Annotated in this window: 17 protein-coding genes; all 17 read left to right on the top strand. The window is 65.9% G+C overall.

Annotated features, from left to right (window positions below):
- On the top strand, window positions 1–603 hold the full coding sequence (locus V7004_RS04160) for an NADH-quinone oxidoreductase subunit J family protein (RefSeq protein WP_334142384.1): 603 nt from the start codon (window positions 1–3) through the stop codon (window positions 601–603).
- Entirely contained in the window at window positions 603–911 is a 309-nt protein-coding gene (gene nuoK / locus V7004_RS04155) for an NADH-quinone oxidoreductase subunit NuoK (protein WP_334142383.1), read from the top strand. Before V7004_RS04160 ends, nuoK (V7004_RS04155) begins: the two co-directional genes overlap by 1 nt.
- 13 nt (window positions 912–924) lie before the next feature.
- Window positions 925–2,931, top strand: coding sequence for an NADH-quinone oxidoreductase subunit L (gene nuoL, locus V7004_RS04150; RefSeq protein ID WP_334142382.1), 2,007 nt, complete (start codon window positions 925–927; stop codon window positions 2,929–2,931).
- A 14-nt stretch (window positions 2,932–2,945) separates the two neighbouring features.
- On the top strand, window positions 2,946–4,622 hold the full coding sequence (locus tag V7004_RS04145) for a complex I subunit 4 family protein (RefSeq protein ID WP_334142381.1): 1,677 nt from the start codon (window positions 2,946–2,948) through the stop codon (window positions 4,620–4,622).
- Window positions 4,619–6,325 (top strand): NADH-quinone oxidoreductase subunit N, encoded by a 1,707-nt coding sequence (locus tag V7004_RS04140; protein WP_334142380.1) that lies wholly within the window; start codon window positions 4,619–4,621, stop codon window positions 6,323–6,325. Before V7004_RS04145 ends, V7004_RS04140 begins: the two co-directional genes overlap by 4 nt.
- 92 nt (window positions 6,326–6,417) lie before the next feature.
- Window positions 6,418–6,795, top strand: coding sequence for an NADH-quinone oxidoreductase subunit A (locus tag V7004_RS04135; protein ID WP_208029025.1), 378 nt, complete (start codon window positions 6,418–6,420; stop codon window positions 6,793–6,795).
- A 14-nt stretch (window positions 6,796–6,809) separates the two neighbouring features.
- On the top strand, window positions 6,810–7,286 hold the full coding sequence (locus tag V7004_RS04130; RefSeq protein WP_208029096.1) for an NADH-quinone oxidoreductase subunit B: 477 nt from the start codon (window positions 6,810–6,812) through the stop codon (window positions 7,284–7,286).
- On the top strand, window positions 7,264–7,962 hold the full coding sequence (locus tag V7004_RS04125) for an NADH-quinone oxidoreductase subunit C (RefSeq protein WP_334142379.1): 699 nt from the start codon (window positions 7,264–7,266) through the stop codon (window positions 7,960–7,962). Before V7004_RS04130 ends, V7004_RS04125 begins: the two co-directional genes overlap by 23 nt.
- Before the next feature lie 113 nt (window positions 7,963–8,075).
- Window positions 8,076–9,161: an NADH-quinone oxidoreductase subunit D gene (locus tag V7004_RS04120; protein ID WP_442968007.1), complete on the top strand. Its 1,086-nt coding sequence runs from the start codon at window positions 8,076–8,078 to the stop codon at window positions 9,159–9,161.
- Entirely contained in the window at window positions 9,158–10,195 is a 1,038-nt protein-coding gene (nuoH, locus tag V7004_RS04115) for an NADH-quinone oxidoreductase subunit NuoH (protein ID WP_208029022.1), read from the top strand. The genes V7004_RS04120 and nuoH overlap by 4 nt, the downstream gene beginning before the upstream one ends.
- Window positions 10,195–10,695, top strand: a complete 501-nt coding sequence (locus V7004_RS04110) for a NuoI/complex I 23 kDa subunit family protein (RefSeq protein WP_208029021.1) — start codon at window positions 10,195–10,197, stop codon at window positions 10,693–10,695. The genes nuoH and V7004_RS04110 overlap by 1 nt, the downstream gene beginning before the upstream one ends.
- A complete protein-coding gene (locus V7004_RS04105) occupies window positions 10,695–11,225 on the top strand; it encodes an NADH-quinone oxidoreductase subunit J family protein (protein WP_334142377.1) in 531 nt (176 codons plus the stop codon). The genes V7004_RS04110 and V7004_RS04105 overlap by 1 nt, the downstream gene beginning before the upstream one ends.
- The gene (gene nuoK, locus V7004_RS04100; protein WP_334142376.1) at window positions 11,225–11,539 is read left to right on the top strand and encodes an NADH-quinone oxidoreductase subunit NuoK; all 315 of its coding nucleotides are present in this window, start codon (window positions 11,225–11,227) and stop codon (window positions 11,537–11,539) included. The genes V7004_RS04105 and nuoK (V7004_RS04100) overlap by 1 nt, the downstream gene beginning before the upstream one ends.
- Before the next feature lie 7 nt (window positions 11,540–11,546).
- A complete protein-coding gene (gene nuoL / locus V7004_RS04095) occupies window positions 11,547–13,766 on the top strand; it encodes an NADH-quinone oxidoreductase subunit L (RefSeq protein ID WP_334142375.1) in 2,220 nt (739 codons plus the stop codon).
- 27 nt (window positions 13,767–13,793) lie between these two features.
- Entirely contained in the window at window positions 13,794–15,329 is a 1,536-nt protein-coding gene (locus V7004_RS04090) for a complex I subunit 4 family protein (RefSeq protein ID WP_334142374.1), read from the top strand.
- 6 nt (window positions 15,330–15,335) lie between these two features.
- Complete coding sequence (locus V7004_RS04085; protein WP_334142373.1) at window positions 15,336–16,856, top strand: NADH-quinone oxidoreductase subunit N; 1,521 nt, start codon at window positions 15,336–15,338, stop codon at window positions 16,854–16,856.
- Between the two features lie 16 nt (window positions 16,857–16,872).
- Window positions 16,873–18,018 carry an SAM-dependent methyltransferase gene (locus tag V7004_RS04080; protein ID WP_334142372.1) on the top strand — a complete coding sequence of 382 codons (1,146 nt, stop codon included), beginning with the start codon at window positions 16,873–16,875 and terminating at the stop codon, window positions 18,016–18,018.
- Window positions 18,019–18,169 lie beyond the last annotated feature (151 nt).

Below are 18,169 nucleotides of genomic sequence, written 5' to 3'. Positions count from 1 at the left end.
GTGGAAGCGACGATCTTCTTCGTCTGCGCGGTCATCGCTCTGGCGGGTGCGTTCGGTGTGGTGCTGTCGCGCAACCCGGTGCACGCGGCGCTGAGCCTGGTGGCCACGTTGTTCGCCATCGCGGTGCTGTTCCTGAACCAGGGGGCCCAATTCCTCGCCGCGGTGCAGGTCATCGTCTACACCGGCGCGATCGTGGTGCTCATCCTTTTCGTGCTGATGCTGCTCGGCATCGACAAGGAAGAGGATCTCGGAGTGGAGCCGCTCGTGGGCCAGCGCACCCTCGCCTTCGTCGCCGCCGCAGCGATCTTCGGCGCGCTGCTGGCGGTGGTCATCCTCGGGGGAGAGAACGTCGTCACTGGTGCTCGTAGCGTCACCCAGCCGCTCGCCGATGGGGTCCAGATGACCGACATCCGCCAGATCGGCCAGCAACTGTTCTCCACCTACGTTTTCCCGCTCGAAATCACGGCCGGCCTGCTCACCGTCGCGGTGGTCGGAGCCGTCGTGCTGGCCAGGCGGGTTCGGAATCCGCAGCCCCTCCCCGAGCCCGAGCCGCTCGACGAGGACGAGGATCGGCTGCTGTACGCCGAGGAGGGAGCGGACTGATGGGCAACGATCTCAGCACGGCGTACCTGAGTCTGTCTGCTGTCCTGTTCGCGGTCGGTGCGTTCGGGCTGATGGTGCGCCGCAATCCGCTGGTCATGGTGATGTGTGTGGAGCTGATGCTCAACGCGGTGAACCTGACCTTCGTGACCTTCGGGAGGATGCTCGACGACATCACCGGCCAGGTGATCGTGTTCTTCGTGCTCGTGGTGGCTGCCGCGGAGGTCGTGGTTGGTCTGGCCATCGTGGTGGCGGTGTCGAGACGTCGGCCGGGGGCCACAGCGGACGACCTACGGGTCCTCCGGGGATAGAGGGATCGAGCGCATGGTTGATCTGGTCTGGTTGATCCCTGCTCTGCCGCTGGCTGGCTTCGTGTTGCTCGTGCTGGCCGGCCGCCGCATGGGGGAGCCGTTCGCCGGATGGTTGGCGACCGCGATGGTGGCGGCCTCCTTCGTGGTGTCCGTCATCGTGTTCTTCGGGCTTCGGAACGAGCCTGGGCACGTCTTCACACAGACGCTCTTTGAATGGATCCCTGCCGGTGACTTCCACGTGGACGTCGGCATCTACCTCGACGCGTTGTCGATGACGATGGTGTTGTTCGTCACCGGTGTCGCGGCGCTGATCCATCTCTATTCGATCGGGTACATGCACGGCGACCCGAGGTTCCCCAAGTTCTTCCTCTACCTCAACCTCTTCGTCTTCTCGATGCTGGTGCTGGTGCTGGGGGACAACCTCGTGCTCACCTTCCTCGGCTGGGAAGGCGTGGGCGCGTGCTCCTATTTCCTCATCTCCTTCTGGTTCGAGGACGAGGCGAACGCCAGCGCGGGGAAGAAGGCGTTCATCACGAACCGGGTGGGCGACTGGGGCTTCATGATCGGGATCTTCGCCACCTTCTTCGCCTTCGGGAGCGTCACCTACGCGAGGTTCCTGCCCCTGGCGCCCGGGTTGGCAGCCACGACCGCCACCTTCATCGTGCTGATGCTCTTCGTGGGTGCGATCGGGAAGTCGGCCCAGATCCCGCTCTACATCTGGCTTCCCGACGCCATGGCCGGCCCGACCCCCGTTTCGGCGTTGATCCACGCCGCCACGATGGTCACCGCGGGCGTGTACGTGCTCTGCCGGGTGAACCCGCTCATCGCCTCTGCCTACGACTGGGTGCCATCGGTGATCGCCTGGGTCGGTGTGGGTACCGCACTGTTCGCGGCCACGATCGCCACGAGCCAGTACGACATCAAGAAGGTCCTCGCCTACTCGACGATCAGCCAGATCGGTTACATGTTCCTGGCCGTGGGGGTGGGCGCCTACTGGGCGGCGATCTTCCACATGGTGACCCATGCGTTCTTCAAGGCGCTGCTGTTCCTGGGTGCTGGATCGTTCATCCACGGCATGCACGGCGAGCAGGACATGCGCTGGATGGGTGCACTGCGCAAGCTCATGCCGGTCACCTCCGTCGCGTTCATCGTCGGATGGTTGGCGATCGCGGGCGTACCTCCGTTCTCGGGGTTCTGGTCGAAGGATGAGATCCTCACCTACGCCCTGGCCGACAATCCTGGGCTCTACGTCATCGGCCTCTTCACCGCGCTGCTGACCGCCTACTACATGAGCCGACAGGTGTTCATGGTGCTCTACGGCGATGCCCGATGGTCGGCGTCGAGTAAGGCCGAGGCCGAGGCCAAGGCCCGAGCCGCCTCGGCCGGTGCTGGTGAGGCGAAGGTCTCGGCGGCCGATGGCCCGCCGGCGGGCGCGGTGGAGGAGGACGTCGCGAGCCGGTTCCCCGAGGGCTTCCGGCCCCACGAGTCCCCTTGGACCATGACGGTCCCACTCGTCGTGCTGGCGGTACTGGCGGCCATCGCAGGCGTCCTCAACCTTCCCTTCCCGGATTCGCTGCACGTTCTCGAGCACTGGCTCGAGCCGGTGTTCGTGCTCGGCCATCCGGCGGAGCTCACCTACTCGGACCTCTCCATCGTCGGGTTGTTGCTGGTGTCGACCGCCGTCGCACTGGCCGGTATCGGCATCGCGGCGGCGGTGTTCCTGAAGCACCGGATCGACGCCAGGCGGGTGGAGCCCGCAGTGCTCCAGAACGCCTGGTACGTCGACAGCAGCATCGCCGCTTTCATGGGCGGCCCGGGCTACGAGCTGGCTGACGGCACCGCGACCGCGGACCGGTTGGTCGTCGACGGAGCGGTGAACGGGATCGGCCGCGCCACCCGCTGGACCGCAGCACGGGCCCGCTACCTGCAGAGCGGCTTCGTCCGGGCCTACGCCCTGATGGTGGCGGTGGGTGCGGTGCTGCTGGGTGCCTGGGTCCTCACCAAGGTGGCGGCGTGGTGATGGGGGACACGAGCATGGCTGCACACGCCGCGAGTGGCTTCCCGGTGTTGCCGGCGATGGTGCTGCTCCCTGTGTTGGGGACCATCGTCATCGCGTGCACGCCGCGGTCGCGGCCCGACCTCCATCGGCTCACGTCGATCCTGACCGCGGTCGCCGTGACAGCCTTCAGCCTCTGGGTGCTGTTGGAGTTCAGGGCTGATGACCCCGGGTTCCAGTTCGTGTCCAGCCAGACCTGGGTCGAGGCGCTCGACATCAAGTTCATTCTCGGGGTCGACGGCATCTCGCTCTTCCTCGTGGTGCTGACCGCGATCCTCTTCCCGATCGCGCTGTTCGCGGCCAAGCCCGACCACGACGAGAAGGGCTACTACCTGTGGATCACCCTGCTCGAGGCAGGGTGCATGGGCGTCTTCCTCGCACTCGACCTGTTCCTGTTCTTCTTGATGTTCGAGCTGACCATCGTGCCCCTCTACTTCCTCATCGGCCGTTGGGGACACGGGCGGCGGATCTACGCGGCCACGAAGTTCTTCCTGTTCACGATGCTCGGCTCGGCCTTCATGCTGGTGGCCATCGTTGCGCTGGCCGTGCTGGCCAAGGCAGGAGAGACCGGAGGGGTCAGCTTCGATCTACAGCGGGTGGTCGGTGCCGTACGGAACGAAGGCGTCGCCCGCGATACGGCCCGGTGGATCTTCCTGGGCTTCGTGGTGGCTTTCGCCATCAAGACCCCGGTGTTTCCGTTCCACACCTGGCTCCCCGATGCCCATACCGAGGCGCCCACGGCGGGCTCGGTCGATCTGGCCGGGGTGCTGCTCAAGCTCGGTACCTACGGCTTCATGCGGTATGGGCTGTACCTGTTCCCCGAAGCATCCGTGTGGTTCGCTCCGGTGATGCTCACGCTGGGGACGATCGGCATCGTGTACGGCGGCATCGTCGCGGCGATGCAGCGCAACCTGAAGCGCCTGGTCGCCTACTCGTCCGTGGCGCACATGGGCTTCGCCATCGTGGGTCTCTTCGCGCTCAACACCGAAGGCCTGCTGGGCAGCGTGATGGTGATGGTCAACCACGGCATCATCACCGGCGCGCTCTTCATCATGCTCGGCTGGATCTACAAACGACGCCACACCTACGAGATCTCGGCCTTCCGGGGTTGGCAGAAGGTGGCGCCGTGGTTCGCGGGCGCGTTCACTGTGACGATGCTGGCCTCGATCGGTCTGCCGGGGCTCAACGGCTTCGTGGGCGAGTTCCTCGTGCTGCTCGGAACCTTCGTCGCCCATCGCTGGTGGGCGGTGGTTGCCGCGTCCGGCGTGATCTTCGCGGCCCTCTACATGTTGTGGGCCTACCAGCGAGCTTTTCACGGTGAGCCCGACGAGGAGAACCGCTCGTTCCCCGAGATGGTGTTGAGCGAGAAGCTCGTCATCCTCCCCCTCATCGGCCTGATGGTTTTCATCGGCGTCTACCCGAAGCCCATGCTGGAGCGCATTCAACCGGCGGTGGAGCAACTCATCGCCCACGTGGAGGCCAGCACCGGCGACTTCCGGGAGCCGGTGACCCAGGCGGGCGCGGAGCTCGATCCCGCTCGCATCGAGGAGCGCATACGTGAGGCGCAGGGGGGCCACGGGACCGGCGAGGGCGCGCCGGCCGACGGAGGCGAGACGACCGGCGCCGGCGCGGGTCATGAGGAGGGTGGCCGATGAGCGCGCTGACCGGCCTGCTCGCGCAGGGGGAAGGGCTGCTCGGCCCTCTGACCTCCGGTGGCGGACCGGCCGCTGGGCCGGCACCGGGTCCCGTCCCCACGCCCTCGATCGAGTGGTGGGCCATCCTGCCGATGTTGATCCTCGGTGTGGGTGCGCTCGTCCTGGTCACGGTGACCTCGCTGCTCAGGGGGCGCCTCTTCCGGGGGTTCCCGGCGCTCTACACGGTCCTGGTCGCGGTGGCGGCGATGATCGCCGCCCTGCCGGTATGGGCCCGGGTCCAGGGCTGGTCAGAGTTGGGTTGGATCGAGTTCGAGCACCGCGACGGCGTGGGGGCGTTCAGCACCTTGGGAGGGATGGTCGGGGTCGACGGCTTCGGCATCTTCGTCACCATCGTGATCGCCGCCGCGGTGGTGCTCGCTGCGCTGTTCGCGGACCACTACCTGCGCCGAGAGGAGCTCGAAGGCCCGGAGTTCTACGTGCTCATGCTCCTCTCCGCGTTCGGCGGCGTGATCATGGCTATGGCCAACGACCTGATCGTCCTGTTCCTGGGTCTCGAGACGTTGTCGATCGCGGTGTACGTCATGACCGCCATGCATCTCCGGCGCGTCCAGTCACAGGAGGCCGGCCTCAAGTACTTCGTGTTGGGAGCGTTCTCTTCGGCGTTCTTCCTCTACGGCATCGCACTGCTGTACGGGGCGACGGGTTCGACGAACTTCATCGAGATCAAGAACTTCCTTGCTGCGAACGTCGTACTGCGTAACGGGCTGTTGCTCCTGGGCATGGCGATGCTGCTCGTCGGTCTCGGCTTCAAGATCGCGGCCGTTCCTTTCCACACGTGGAGCCCTGACGCGTACGACGGAGCACCGACTGCCGCGGTGGTCTATATGGCGGCGGCGGTGAAGGCGGCTGCCTTCGCTGGTATCGCCCGGGTGTTCGTGCTCACGCTGTCGACGCAGATCAACGACTGGCGACCGCTGATCTATGGATTGGCCGTTCTGTCGATGGTGGGCGGTTCACTCTTCGCGATCGTCCAGAGCAACGTCAAGCGGATGCTCGCCTACTCGTCGATCAACCACGCGGGGTTCATCCTGGTGGCGGTATCGGCGGGGACGGCGCTCGGTGTGCAGGCGGTCCTCTTCTACCTGGCGGCCTACACCTTCATGGTGGCGGGGTCCTTCGGGGTGGCCACCCTGGTCGGGCGTCGTGGTGACGACCGGCACCGTCTCGCGGACTACCACGGCTTGTCCCGCACCAATCCCTTGCTGGCGCTGATCTTCACCGTCTTCCTGCTGGCGCAAGCAGGCGTTCCCTTCACTGCTGGGTTCTTCGCCAAGTTCTCCGCCATCACCGCCGCCGTCGATGCGCGCGAGACATGGCTGGCCATCGTGGCCATGCTGACCGCGGTCATCGCCGCGTTCCTGTACCTGCGCATCGTGGTGGCGATGTACATGTCCGGCGGCGAGCACGGCGATCAGCACGAGGCGGCGCCACGGCCGGGGCGGGTGAAGGTCCCCTTGAGCGCTGCGATCGGCCTCACGCTCTGCTTCGCCGTCACCATGGCAGCCGGCATCGCGCCGTCCCCGCTCTACGACGCCGCGGGGAAGGCCTCCCTCCAGGTCGTGGAAGAACCGGTCCCGGGGCAGAGCTTGCCCGTCGGAGGGGGTGCCGACACGGGCGTGCCTGAGGCTCCCACCGGCCCCTGATCGAGGGCCCCGTGGGGCGATGACTTGAGTGGTGACGGCCTGAGAGCACGGATTTCCTGCCTTGTTCTCGCGTTCACTAGGCTCGGCGGCCGATGTCTCAGACGTACTCGGACTTCGTGCGCCAGTACCTCACCGTGGCCATTTTCGGCGGGCTCGGCCTCGCCATGGCCGGGTTGATGCTGGGGGTCGGTCGCATCCTGCGGCCGGTTCGTCCGCAGGAGCAGAAGTACATCACCTACGAGAGTGGCGTGGACCCGGTGGGCACCGGCTGGAGCCAGAGCCAGATCCGCTACTACGTGTTCGCTCTGCTCTTCGTGCTGTTCGACGTCGAGGCCGTGTTCATCTTTCCCTGGGCGACACGGCTCGAGACCTATGGCGTGTTCGGGCTGGTGGAGATGGGTGTCTTCATCGTGATCCTCGCGCTCGGACTCGTCTACGCGTGGCGCAAGAAGGTGTTGCGGTGGGTCTAGTTGAGAGCGGCAAGATGCCGAAGCCGCTGACCAGGCTGCTGAACCTCAGCCGGAAGTACTCCATCTGGGTGTACCAGTGGGGTCTGGCGTGCTGCGCGATCGAGATGGGCGCGGCCTTCGCCTCGCCCCGCTACGACGTCATGCGGCTCGGCGTCATCCCGTTCCCGGCCAGCCCTCGGCAGGCCGATCTCGTGGTCATCGCCGGAACCGTCACCGACAAGATGGCACCGGCGCTGATCCGGTTGTACGAGCAGATGCCCGATCCCAAGTACGTCATCAGCATGGGGAGCTGTGCCAACTGCGGAGGCCCCTACTGGGATTCCTACTCCGTGACCAAGGGCGTCGATCAGCTCATCCCGGTCGATGTCTACGTGCCGGGTTGCCCACCTCGCCCCGAGGCCCTGCTGGAGGGCATCGTCCTCCTCCAGGAGCGCATCCACAACGAGGACATGGCTGAACGCTGGAAGGGTGAGCCCCTTGTCGTCGGCTGACACGGCCACCGACACTGCTGCCGGGGAAGAAGCCCCCGAGCGCGACGAGCGTCGCGAGGAGCTGCTCGCGACCCTGGCGAGCGAATTGGGCGATGCCGTCGTGGGCTCACACATCAGCCCCGGCCAGACGCTGTGGGTGCGGGTCGATCGTGAGGCGTGGAGGCACACCGCTGAGGTGGCCAAGAACCGCCTCCGCCTCAACTTCTTCGACTTCCTCTCCGCCATCGACTGGTTGCCCTCGCCGTTCGGGCGTGACATGGACAGCCAGGAAGACCTCGCGGTCCACGGCGCCGAGCCGAAGGAGCCCACCCCGATGACCACGGGCTACGCGGGAGGCGACACCCGGTTCCAGCTCCTTGCCCACCTCTACAGCACCCGCAGCCACCTGGGTGTGGTCTTCAAGGCCGACCTGCCCGATGACGACCTGCGGGTGGCGAGCTGGGTGCCCGTGTACCACGGAGCTGACTGGCACGAGCGGGAGACCTGGGAGATGTTCGGGATCGAGTTCACCGGGCACCCGAACCTCGCCCACATCTACCTCCCCTCGGGGTTCGAGGGTCATCCGCTGCGCAAGGACTTCCCGCTCCTCGCCCGCCGGGTGAAGCCCTGGCCGGGCATCGTCGATGTGGAACCCATGCCGGGTGGCGCCGGCGACGAGGAAGAGGAGGGTGGATGACCGCCCCCACCGAACTCCGTGACGAGCCGTTCCTCTCCGAGCGCGAGAAGTTCGCCTACGTGGCTGCTCGCGCCGCCGACGCCAGGGTCAACCTGGAGCTCGAGACCGAGGGCATGACCCTCAACATCGGCCCGCAGCACCCCGCTACGCACGGCACCCTGCGGATCGTGGCCAAGCTCGACGGGGAGCAGATCATCTCGGCGGAGCCGCTGTGCGGCTACATGCATCGCGGCTACGAGAAGCTCACCGAGGTCCGCTCCTACCCGCAGGTCACGACCCTCATCAACAGGATCGACTGGCTGGGCAGCTTCGCCAACGAGGTGCCGTTCATCCTCGCCGCCGAGCGGCTGATGGGCATCGAGGCACCGCCGAGGGCGCAGTGGATCCGCACCATCCTCTTCGAGATGTCGCGCATGGCGAACATCGCGCTGTTCCTCGGCGACATCGGGCTCCAGCTCGGCGGGCTGACGGCGGGCTTCTATGCCTTCCGCGATCGTGAATACGTCCTCAACCAGATCGAGGCCGTCACGGGCGGTCGCTTCCACCCCAACTTCGACCGGATCGGCGGGTTGAAGGACGATCTCCCGAAGGGCTGGATCGACGAAACGAAGAGGGCGATGCAGATGATGCGTCGCCTCTGTGACGAGCTCGACGACCTGGTGCTCGGCAACGAGATCTTCCAAGCCCGTTGCCGGGGTATCGGGGTCATCCCCCCGGACGTCGGGCTGTCGTACGGGCTCTCGGGGGCCAACATCCGCGCCAGCGGTGTCGATTGGGACCTCCGCCGCGACAGCTGCCCACCGGGCCTGGTGTACGACCAGGTCGACTGGCGAGTCTGGACCCATCCCGACGGGGATTCGTTCGCTCGAACCTGGGTGCGCCTGCAGGAGACCCGGGAGGCGACTCACATCGTGGATCAGCTCCTCGACACCATCCCGAGCGGCCCGATCATGGCCAAGGTGCCCCGCATCATCAAGGTGCCGGAGGGCGAGGCGTACGTCGAGACCGAGAACCCCCTCGGTGCGATGGGCTACTACATCGTCAGCAAGGGTGACCTCGTGCCCTTCCGGGTGAAGATCCGCTCGGCCTCGTTCAACAACGTGTCGATCATCCCCTGGGTCAGCAAGGGCGTCTACGTGCCCGACCTGGTGACCATCCTGGCCAGCCTCTACTTCATCCTGGGAGACATCGACCGGTGATCTCCCTCCTGGCTCAGTTCGACCCGCCGTACTGGCTGGCCACGGTCATCAAGCTGCTCGTGGTCGCCGTCGTGGTACCGACCACGGCGCTCATCCTCGGCATCGTGTTCCTGTTCAAGGTGATGAGCTGGATGCAGAGCCGGCTCGGCCCGCAGGAAGCCGGTCCCCGAGGGTTGCTCCAGCTCCTCGCGGACGGCGTGAAGTTCCTCCAGAAGGAAGACCTCATGCCCAACGGCGCCGACAGCTTCGTCTTCAAGGCGGCGCCGGTCGTGGTCCTGATGTCGACCTTCCTGGTCTACGTCACCATCCCAGCGAGCAAGCATCTCGTGGTTGAGGATCTCGACGTTGGGATCTTCTTCGTGCTGGCGGTCTCCTCGCTGTCGGTCATCGGGGTGCTGATGGCCGGGTGGGCGTCGGCCAACAAGTACTCGCTCCTCGGTGGCCTGCGTGCCGCCGGTCAGCTCATCGCCTACGAGCTGCCTCTGGTGCTCGCGGTGGTCGGGGTCGTCATCCAGGCCGGCACGCTCAACCTGAACGGCATCGTCGAGGCGCAGAACAACAGCGGGATCTTCGGTTGGGACGGCATCGGGTTCCCCTACATCCTCACGCAGTTCGTGGGTTTCGCCATCTTCCTCGCCGCCGTGCAGGCAGAGCTCACTCAGACCCCCTTCGACATGCCGGTCGCCGAGTCCGAGATCGTCTCCGGCTACCAGGTCGAGTACTCCGGTTTCCGGTTCCTGTTCTTCTTCCTCGCCGAGTTCGCAACAGCCTTCGCGTTCGGGGCGGTGGCGGCGATCCTCTTCCTCGGCGGTTGGGCGGTCCCGTGGCTCGATACGAACAGCGACTGGTACTACGTGCTCGGGCCAGCCGTCCTCTTCGCGAAGATCATGCTGGTCTCGTTCCTCATCTTCTGGTTCCGCTTCACCTACCCGCGTTTCCGTGAGGACCAGCTGCAGACGCTCGCCTGGAAGTTCCTGATCCCGCTGGCCCTCGTGAACATCGTGGTCACGGGTGTGTTCAAGGTGGTGTTCTGATGCCCAAGATCCCCGGTCTCCTCAAGGGTCTCGGCGTCACCTTCGGCGAGATGGTCAAGACGCTCACCGATGGCCCGGTCACCGTGCAGTACCCGCACGAGAAGGAGCAGCCTGCTCCGCGGGCGCGGGGCGTCATCGCCTTGCACGAGGAGAACTGCACGGCATGCATGCTCTGCGCACGCGAGTGCCCTGACTGGTGCATCTACATCGAGGCCCACAAGTACCTGGCGCCTCCCCGCCGGGAAGGGGGTAAACCGCGCCAGAAGAACGCGCTCGACCGGTTCGACATCGACTTTTCGTTGTGCATGTTCTGCGGGATCTGTGTGGAGGTCTGCCCGTTCGAGGCGCTGTTCTGGAGCCCCGAGTACGAGTTCAGCGAGCTGCGCATCGCGGACCTGCTGCACGACAAGCAGCGGCTCGGCCAGTGGATGCAGACCGTTCCCGACTTCGAGCCCTACGAGAGCGGCGCCGAGGTCAAGGTCAAGAAGGTGCCGCGCTGATGGGGTCTCATGGGGTGCTCGCCGCCGACCTGCTGGTCGCCCAGAACATCGCGTTCTACGTGATCGCGGTGGGGATGGTCGTCTCAGCGGTCAAGGTGGTGACCGTCAGGAACATGGTGCATGCGGCCCTCTGGCTCATCCTCGTCCTCGGTGGTATCGCTGCCCAGTTCATCCTCCTGGCCGCGGAGTTCGTCGCCATCACCCAGGTGCTGGTTTACATCGGGGCGATCATCGTGCTCTTCCTGTTCGGCATCATGCTCACCCGGGCGCCGATGGGTCGCTCGACGCAGCTCGACAATCCTGCGCAGGCACGGGCGGTCGGGGCAGGGATCGCCGTCGTGCTGCTCGCCGTCATGGGTTACGCGCTGTGGGACGGGTTCGAGGACAGGCAGTTCGGGCAGATCCTCGTGCAGCGCACCGCTCAGGTCAGTGACTCGATCTTCTCCACCTACCTCCTGCCCTTCGAGGTGGTGTCCGTGCTCCTCCTCGCCGCTCTCATCGGCGCCATCGTCCTCGCGAGGCGCGACTGATGCTCGTCAACCAGTTCCTCTTCCTCGGCGCGATCCTCTTCTGCATCGGCGTGTACGGGGTGCTGGCCCGCCGCAACGCGGTGCTCGTGCTCCTGTCGATCGAGCTCATCTTGAACTCGGTCAACATCAACCTGGTGGCTTTCGGAGCGCTCTGGCACGCCACCGACCCGGCGAACCTGTCCGGTCAGGTGTTCGCGTTGTTCGTGATCGCGATCGCCGCCGCTGAGGTGGGGGTGGGTCTCGCCATCGTGTTGATGATCTACCGCAACCGCCGGAGCATCGACATCGACGAAGTCGATCTCATGAAGGGCTGACCCGAGCATGGACCCAACAGCCGGCTGGTTCCTTGAGAACGCCTGGATCATCCCGGTGATCATGGCGGGCTCCTTCCTGACGATCCTCTTCTTCGGCAAGCGACTGCCAGAACGGGGAACGGCGGCCATCGGCATCACCGCGGTCTCCGCCTGCCTGGTCCTGTCGCTCGGTGTAGCCACGCAGTGGGTGCAGCGGGTCAACGATCCACCTTCGGTGGAACACGGCGTCGACAGCGGCGAGCACGGCGGCTCCGGAGGCGAGGGCGGCGGCGCGAGCCACGCGCCGGAATCGCCGGTCGAGCAGCCCGCCGGTCCTGCCGCGGAAGGCGAGCACGCCGCCGGTCTCAGGCTGGCACCGGCGACTGCGGCTGGGGAGGGTGAGCATCATGAGGTGCCGCCGGTCGTCCACCAGATCACCTGGTTCCAGAACGGCGGGGTGGAGTTCAAGGTCGGCACCCTGGTCGACGGTCTCACCGCCATGATGCTCGTGACGGTGACGATCATCTCCCTGCTGGTGCACATCTACTCCCGCGAGTACCTGCACGGTGACGTGCGCTTCACTCACTACTACGCCTTCCTCAGCCTCTTCACCGCGGCGATGCTCTTCTACGTCATGTCGTCGAGCACCCTGCAGATGGTGGTCGGCTGGGAGTTGGTCGGCGTCTGCTCGTTCGTGCTGATCGGGCACTGGTGGGAGGAGAAGAAGAACACCGATGCCGCGCTGAAGGCGTTCCTCACCAACCGAGTGGGCGATGTCGGCCTGCTGCTCGGCGTGGTGGTCACGTTCTTCGCCGCCGGCGGCACCTTCGAGATCCTCGAGATCAACGGCTACGCGCTCTCACCCGCAGCCAACCAGACTCTCCTCCTCATCGGCGCGCTGCTGCTCTTCGGGGGTGTCACCTCGAAATCCGGCCAGTTCCCGCTCCACACCTGGCTCCCTGACGCCATGGCGGGGCCGACACCGGTCTCGGCGCTCATCCATGCCGCCACCATGGTGGTGGCGGGGGTCTACCTGATCGCCCGGCTCTACGCGGTGTTCTTCGAGGGGCTCAACATCGGTAGCAACTCGATCAACTACGTGGCGCTGATCGGCGGGGTCACGATCCTCGTCGGCGCTTCGCTCGCCTTCGTGCAGCACGACATCAAGAAGGTGCTCGCGTACTCGACCATCAGCCAGCTCGGCTACATGGTGATGGCTCTGGGTGTCGGGGCGTGGACCGCAGGCGTGTTCCACCTGTTCACCCACGCGTTCTTCAAGGCCGGCCTCTTCCTCGGTGCCGGGTCGGTGAGCCACGCCGCGCACCACACGTTCGACATGCGTGAGATGGGCGGGCTCCGCAAGCACATGCCCTCCACCTTCGCCACCTTCGTGATCTGCACCGCGGCGCTCATGGGGATCTTCCCTCTCGCCGGCTTCTGGTCGAAGGACGAGATCCTCGCCGGGGCATCCCAGGGGCAGCAGCAGGCCTACACCCTCATGCTCGTCATGGGCGCGGTCGGGGCGCTGCTCACCGCGGCCTACATGACCCGGGCGATCTACCTGACCTTCTTCGGGGAGTACCGGGGGCATGGCACGCCGCACGAGTCGCCCCGCATCATGACCATCCCCCTCTGGGTGCTCTCGGTGGGTGCGATCACCTTCGGGTTCCTCAACTTCCCGAAGATCCTCTCGCTGCCGGAGGGAGTGACCACCCGGTTCGAGCACTACGTGGAGCCCACGTTCCTGTTCCCCGTGATCGAGCACCCGACGTTCAACCCGGTGCTGGCGGTGGTTTCGTCCGTGATCGCCGTGGTGGGTTTCGCCCTCGCCTACCAGTACTACTGGCTGGGCAGGAGTCCTCTCGCCGGGCTCAGTCACCGCACCGGCTTCCGCCAGGGGTACGTGCTCCTGGAGAACAAGTACTACCTCGACACCCTGTATTCCGACATCGTCGTCGGATCCACGAAGGGCCCGATCGCGCGGGCCTCGTACTGGTTCAACCAGTACGTCATCGACGCGGTGGTCAACGCTGCCGGCCGCATCTCCGTGGCCGTGGCAGGAGTCCTGTACCGCGATGTCGATCAACGGGTCGTCGACGGCATCGTCAACGGCTCGGGGTACGTGTCGGAGAGCTCCGGTCAGGTGCTTCGACGCATCCAGACCGGCAAGGTCCAGCAGTACGCCGCGATCCTCTTCGCTGCGGCGGCAATCCTGGCAGGTGCATTCGTCCTCGCCGTCTCCCTCTAAACCGTCACCAGAAGCGAGAGAGCAGAGATGAAGGAATTCCTGAACGACTGGGGTCTGAGCCTGGCGGTGTTCCTGCCGCTGGTTGGCGCAGCCATCATGCTGCTGATCCCCCGCCGCGACGAGCAGCTCCACAAGGTCGTCGCGCTCCTCACGAGCGGGGCGGTGCTCGTGATGGGCGTGTTGCTCATCGCGAACTTCGATTTCGACAACAGCCGCACGCTGCAGTTCGTGGTCGATCGGGAGTGGATCCCGTTCATCAACAGCCGCTACATCGTCGGGCTCGACGGGATCTCTCTGCCGCTGCTGGCTCTCACGGTTCTGGTGGTGCCGCTGTGCGTCATCTACTCGTGGAACCACATCCCTGAGCCGGGCAACCCGAAGGCATTCCTGATCCTCATGCTCATCCTGGAGACCGGGATGGTGGGGTCCTTCGTCGCTCAGGACCTCATCCTCTTCTTCGTGTTCTTCGAGGTCGTGCTCCTCCCCATGTACTTCATGATCGGCGTGTGGGGCGGCGAGCAACGGCAGTACGCCTCGATCAAGTTCTTCCTCTACACGCTCTTCGGCTCGGCGCTGATGATCATCAGCTTCCTGGCGTTGTACTTCCTGGGCAGCATCCAGACCTTCGACATGCGACTTCTACCGGAGTCGGCTACGGCGATCTCCTCCACGGCCGCCTTGTGGATCTTCGGAGGGATGTTCATCGGCTTCGGCATCAAGGTGCCGATGTTCCCGTTCCACACCTGGCTCCCTGACGCCCACACCCAAGCACCCACCGTCGGCTCCGTGATCCTGGCCGCCGTGCTGCTGAAGCTGGGTACCTACGGCTTCGTGCGCATTGCGCTTCCGATCCTCCCCGGAGCTGCTGAGTCCTGGGCGCCCGTCATCGGCGGCTTGGCAGTGGTTGGCATCATCTACGGCGCCCTGTGCTGCCTCGCACAGACCGACATGAAGCGTCTCATCGCCTTTTCATCGGTCGCCCACATGGGTTTCGTCATGCTCGGCATCGCCACCCTGACCGACTTCGGGATCAATGCCGCGATCTTCGGCATGGTGGCCCACGGCCTCATCACGGGGATGCTGTTCTTCGTGGCCGGCTCGACGAAGGACCGGTACCACACCCTCGAGATCAGCCGGCTCGGTGGCCTGCTCAAGCAAGCACCCCACCTGGGCTGGATCCTCGGCTTCGCATCCATGGCCTCGCTTGGTCTGCCGGGCCTGGCCGGATTCTGGGGCGAGTTTCCGGCGATCCTCTCCGCGTATGACCCCGGCGGGTCCGACCCCAACGTCACGTTGTTCCGCGTGTACATGGTCATCGCCGCGATCGGCACGGTGTTCGCCGCCGGGTACCTGTTGTGGTTGTATCAGCGAGTCGCCTTCGGCACCCCCAAGGATGAGTTCGCCCATGACGGCCACATCCGGGACGTCACCCTCTCGGAGTGGCTGGCATGGACGCCGATGCTGGTGCTCATCGTCCTGCTCGGCATCTACCCGAACCTGATCTTCCGGATCACGGATCCTGCCGTCACCAGCACCGTGGCGGCCTTCGGCGGGGGAGGCTGAGCCGCGGTGCTGGCCCAATTCGACGCCCTGACCACCTGGACGTCGCCGTCCATCGATTTCCATGCCTTCGCGCCAGAGATCATCGTGGTGGCGACGATCTCGTTGCTCATCCTCCTCGATCTCTTCGGCGGCGAACGCAACAAATGGACCCAACCGTCGGTCGCCGGTATCGGGTTGCTCGTCGCTGGGATCCCCATCGTGACGCTCGCCTACGACGGTGTCGACCGCGTCCTCTTTGGGGGCGGTTACGTCGTCGACGATTTCGCGCTGGTCCTCAAAGCGCTGTTCGTGATCTCCGGGTACGTGGTGGTGCTGATCTCGACCAACTACATCGCCGAGGGCGACTACTGGGAGGGGGAGTACTACCAGCTGATCCTGTCGTCGGTGCTGGGCATGATGGTCATGGCCTCGGCGCGGGACCTGGTGAGCATCTTCGTGGCCCTCGAGTTGCTGTCCATCCCCGCCTACATGCTCGCCGCCTGGCGCAAGCGCGACCTGAAGAGCAACGAGGCGGGGTTGAAGTACTACCTGATGGGGGTGTTCGCCTCCGCCATCCTGCTCTACGGGATGTCGCTGCTCTACGGCCTGACCGGGTCGACCCTGTTGAGGGACATCGGCGAGCATGTGCGCAACCTGCCCGAGGGTCGACCGCTGGTCGCGCTCGCGATCGTCTTCGTGATCGTGGGCTTCGCGTTCAAGGTCTCCGCCGTGCCCTTCCACACCTGGGCACCGGACACCTACGAGGGCGCCCCGACGCCCGTCACGGCCTTCCTCGCCGTGGCGTCGAAAGCCGCGGGCTTCGTGGCCATCGTGACCCTGGTCTTCGTCGGTTTCTACGATTCCGCCGGCGCAGACGTGTACGAGCCGGTCTTCTTCGTGCTCTCCCTGGTCACCATGACCGTGGGCAACCTGATCGCGTTGCGCCAGACCAACGTCGTGCGGCTCATGGCCTACTCCGGCATCGCCCAAGCCGGCTACATCATGGCGCCGCTCGCCATCGCCGGGGTGAGCCTCCAGGCGGGTGAGACCGCTCTGCAGGCCATCGTCATGTACCTGCTCATCTACGCGGCGATGAACCTCGGAGCCTTCGCAGTCATCATCGCCGTGGCGCGCAAGACCCGATCCGCGGAGCTCGAGTCCTACGGTGGGCTCTTCCAGTACGCCCCGGGATTGGCGGTCGCCATGACGATTTTCCTGTTCTCCCTCGCCGGCATCCCGCCGCTGGCCGGCTGGTTCGGCAAGTTCGTGATCTTCCGAGCGTTGGTCGAGCCGGGCACCACCCCTGGTTACGTGTTGGCGGTCGCCGTGGGCCTCAACTCGGTGATCGCCCTCTTCTACTACGCCCGTATCGCCCGGCAGATGTGGATGGAAGACGCTCCCCTGGGTGATCGCTCCCCGATCCGGGTTCCGGTGTCCTTGAACGCCGCGCTGGCGATCACGGTCGTGGTCACCATCGTGTTGGGGGTCGCGCCGTATCTCGTCACCCGGCTCACCGAGAACGTGACGCTGCTCGGGATCGGCACCTGACGCACGGATGGACAGGATGCCCGCATCCTCGCCGGTCGAGCGCGAGGTGCGGGCGCGGATCGACCGTTACGGCCCACTCCCGTTCGACGAGGTCGTCGAGCTGGCCCTCTACGACCCTGATCACGGCTTCTACACCAGTGGTGGCCTGGCGGGGCGGCGCGGGGACTTCATCACCAGCCCGGAGGTCGGCCCGCTGTTCGGGGCTGTGGTGGCCGCAGCACTCGACCGGTGGTGGGAGGAGCTCGGTCGCCCCGATCCCTTCGTGGTGGTGGATGCCGGTGCCGGGGTGGGGACCCTGGCGATCGCCATCCGGGCTGCGGCACCCCGATGCGGGGCATCGTTGACCTACGTCCTCGTGGAGCGGTCGGCGGCGTTGCGTGCTCGCCACGGTGAGCATCTCGAGCTCACCGTGCCGCAGCACGCATTGCCGCCGGCCGGCCGGTCCGCCATCGAAGCGTGCGGCGAGGGACGATCCGGACCGGTGTTCACCTCTCTGGCCGAGCTGCCGGCCCTGGGGATCGAAGGGGTGGTGATCGCCAATGAGCTACTCGACAACCTCCCGTTCAAGCTCCTCGAACGCGGTCGGGACACCTGGGCGGAGGTCCGGGTAGGGGTCGACGCAGAGGGGCGGCTGGTCGAGGTGCTGGTCCCGGCGGAACCCCGGCTGGCGCGCCTCGGCGAGCGGTTCGCACCAGAGGCGCCCGCCGGGGCGCGCATCCCGCTGCAGCTGGCCGCGTCGCGGTGGCTGCATGAAGCCCTCACGCTCGTGGAGCGAGGCCGGGTGGTCGTGCTCGATTACGTGTCGGACACCCCGTCGCTCGCTCGCCGCTCACAGGACTCGTGGCTCCGGACCTTCCGGGGCCACCAACGAGGTGGGCCTCCGCTGGGACAACTCGGGTTGCAGGACGTGACCTGCGAGGTGGCGGTCGACCAACTCGCCCGCGTTCATCCACCGACGGTCGTTCGTGACCAGGCTGCCTTCCTCCGAGCCCACGGAATCGACGATTTGGTCGAGGAAGGTCGCCGGACGTGGCGCCAGCGTGCTCACATCGGTGACCTCGCGGCGTTGCGAGCACGCAGCCGAGTGCGGGAGGCCGAGGCCTTGCTCGACCCTGCGGGCCTGGGGGGCTTCCAGGTCCTGGAGTGGAACCGCCCGCCGTGATCGCTCGGCACGTACTGGCTGGTCTCCGTGATCAGGAGGGCAGCCGGCCAGGGGGCTCCGGCGGCGGTTCGTCTCCGCCCCGGAGGATGCTGAGATCCAGCTCCACCAGATCGTCGGCGTTGCCGTCGGTCCCCGCGCCGGGGGGGACGCC

The organism is Rhabdothermincola sp. (genome assembly GCF_036846205.1).
In the GTDB taxonomy this organism is placed as follows: domain Bacteria; phylum Actinomycetota; class Acidimicrobiia; order Acidimicrobiales; family Acidimicrobilacustridaceae; genus Rhabdothermincola.
This window is presented reverse-complemented; position numbering and strand designations above follow the sequence as displayed.

Excerpts from the sequence above, each read along its gene's own strand:
- nuoK (WP_334142383.1), top strand. The coding sequence starts at position 603 with ATGGGCAACGATCTCAGCACGGCGTACCTGAGTCTGTCTGCTGTCCTG.
- nuoL (WP_334142382.1), top strand. The coding sequence starts at position 925 with ATGGTTGATCTGGTCTGGTTGATCCCTGCTCTGCCGCTGGCTGGCTTC.
- V7004_RS04145 (WP_334142381.1), top strand. The coding sequence starts at position 2,946 with ATGGCTGCACACGCCGCGAGTGGCTTCCCGGTGTTGCCGGCGATGGTG.
- V7004_RS04140 (WP_334142380.1), top strand. The coding sequence starts at position 4,619 with ATGAGCGCGCTGACCGGCCTGCTCGCGCAGGGGGAAGGGCTGCTCGGC.
- V7004_RS04135 (WP_208029025.1), top strand. The coding sequence starts at position 6,418 with ATGTCTCAGACGTACTCGGACTTCGTGCGCCAGTACCTCACCGTGGCC.
- V7004_RS04130 (WP_208029096.1), top strand. The coding sequence starts at position 6,810 with ATGCCGAAGCCGCTGACCAGGCTGCTGAACCTCAGCCGGAAGTACTCC.
- V7004_RS04120 (WP_442968007.1), top strand. The coding sequence starts at position 8,076 with ATGACCCTCAACATCGGCCCGCAGCACCCCGCTACGCACGGCACCCTG.
- V7004_RS04110 (WP_208029021.1), top strand. The coding sequence starts at position 10,195 with ATGCCCAAGATCCCCGGTCTCCTCAAGGGTCTCGGCGTCACCTTCGGC.
- V7004_RS04105 (WP_334142377.1), top strand. The coding sequence starts at position 10,695 with ATGGGGTCTCATGGGGTGCTCGCCGCCGACCTGCTGGTCGCCCAGAAC.
- nuoK (WP_334142376.1), top strand. The coding sequence starts at position 11,225 with ATGCTCGTCAACCAGTTCCTCTTCCTCGGCGCGATCCTCTTCTGCATC.
- nuoL (WP_334142375.1), top strand. The coding sequence starts at position 11,547 with ATGGACCCAACAGCCGGCTGGTTCCTTGAGAACGCCTGGATCATCCCG.
- V7004_RS04090 (WP_334142374.1), top strand. The coding sequence starts at position 13,794 with ATGAAGGAATTCCTGAACGACTGGGGTCTGAGCCTGGCGGTGTTCCTG.
- V7004_RS04080 (WP_334142372.1), top strand. The coding sequence starts at position 16,873 with ATGCCCGCATCCTCGCCGGTCGAGCGCGAGGTGCGGGCGCGGATCGAC.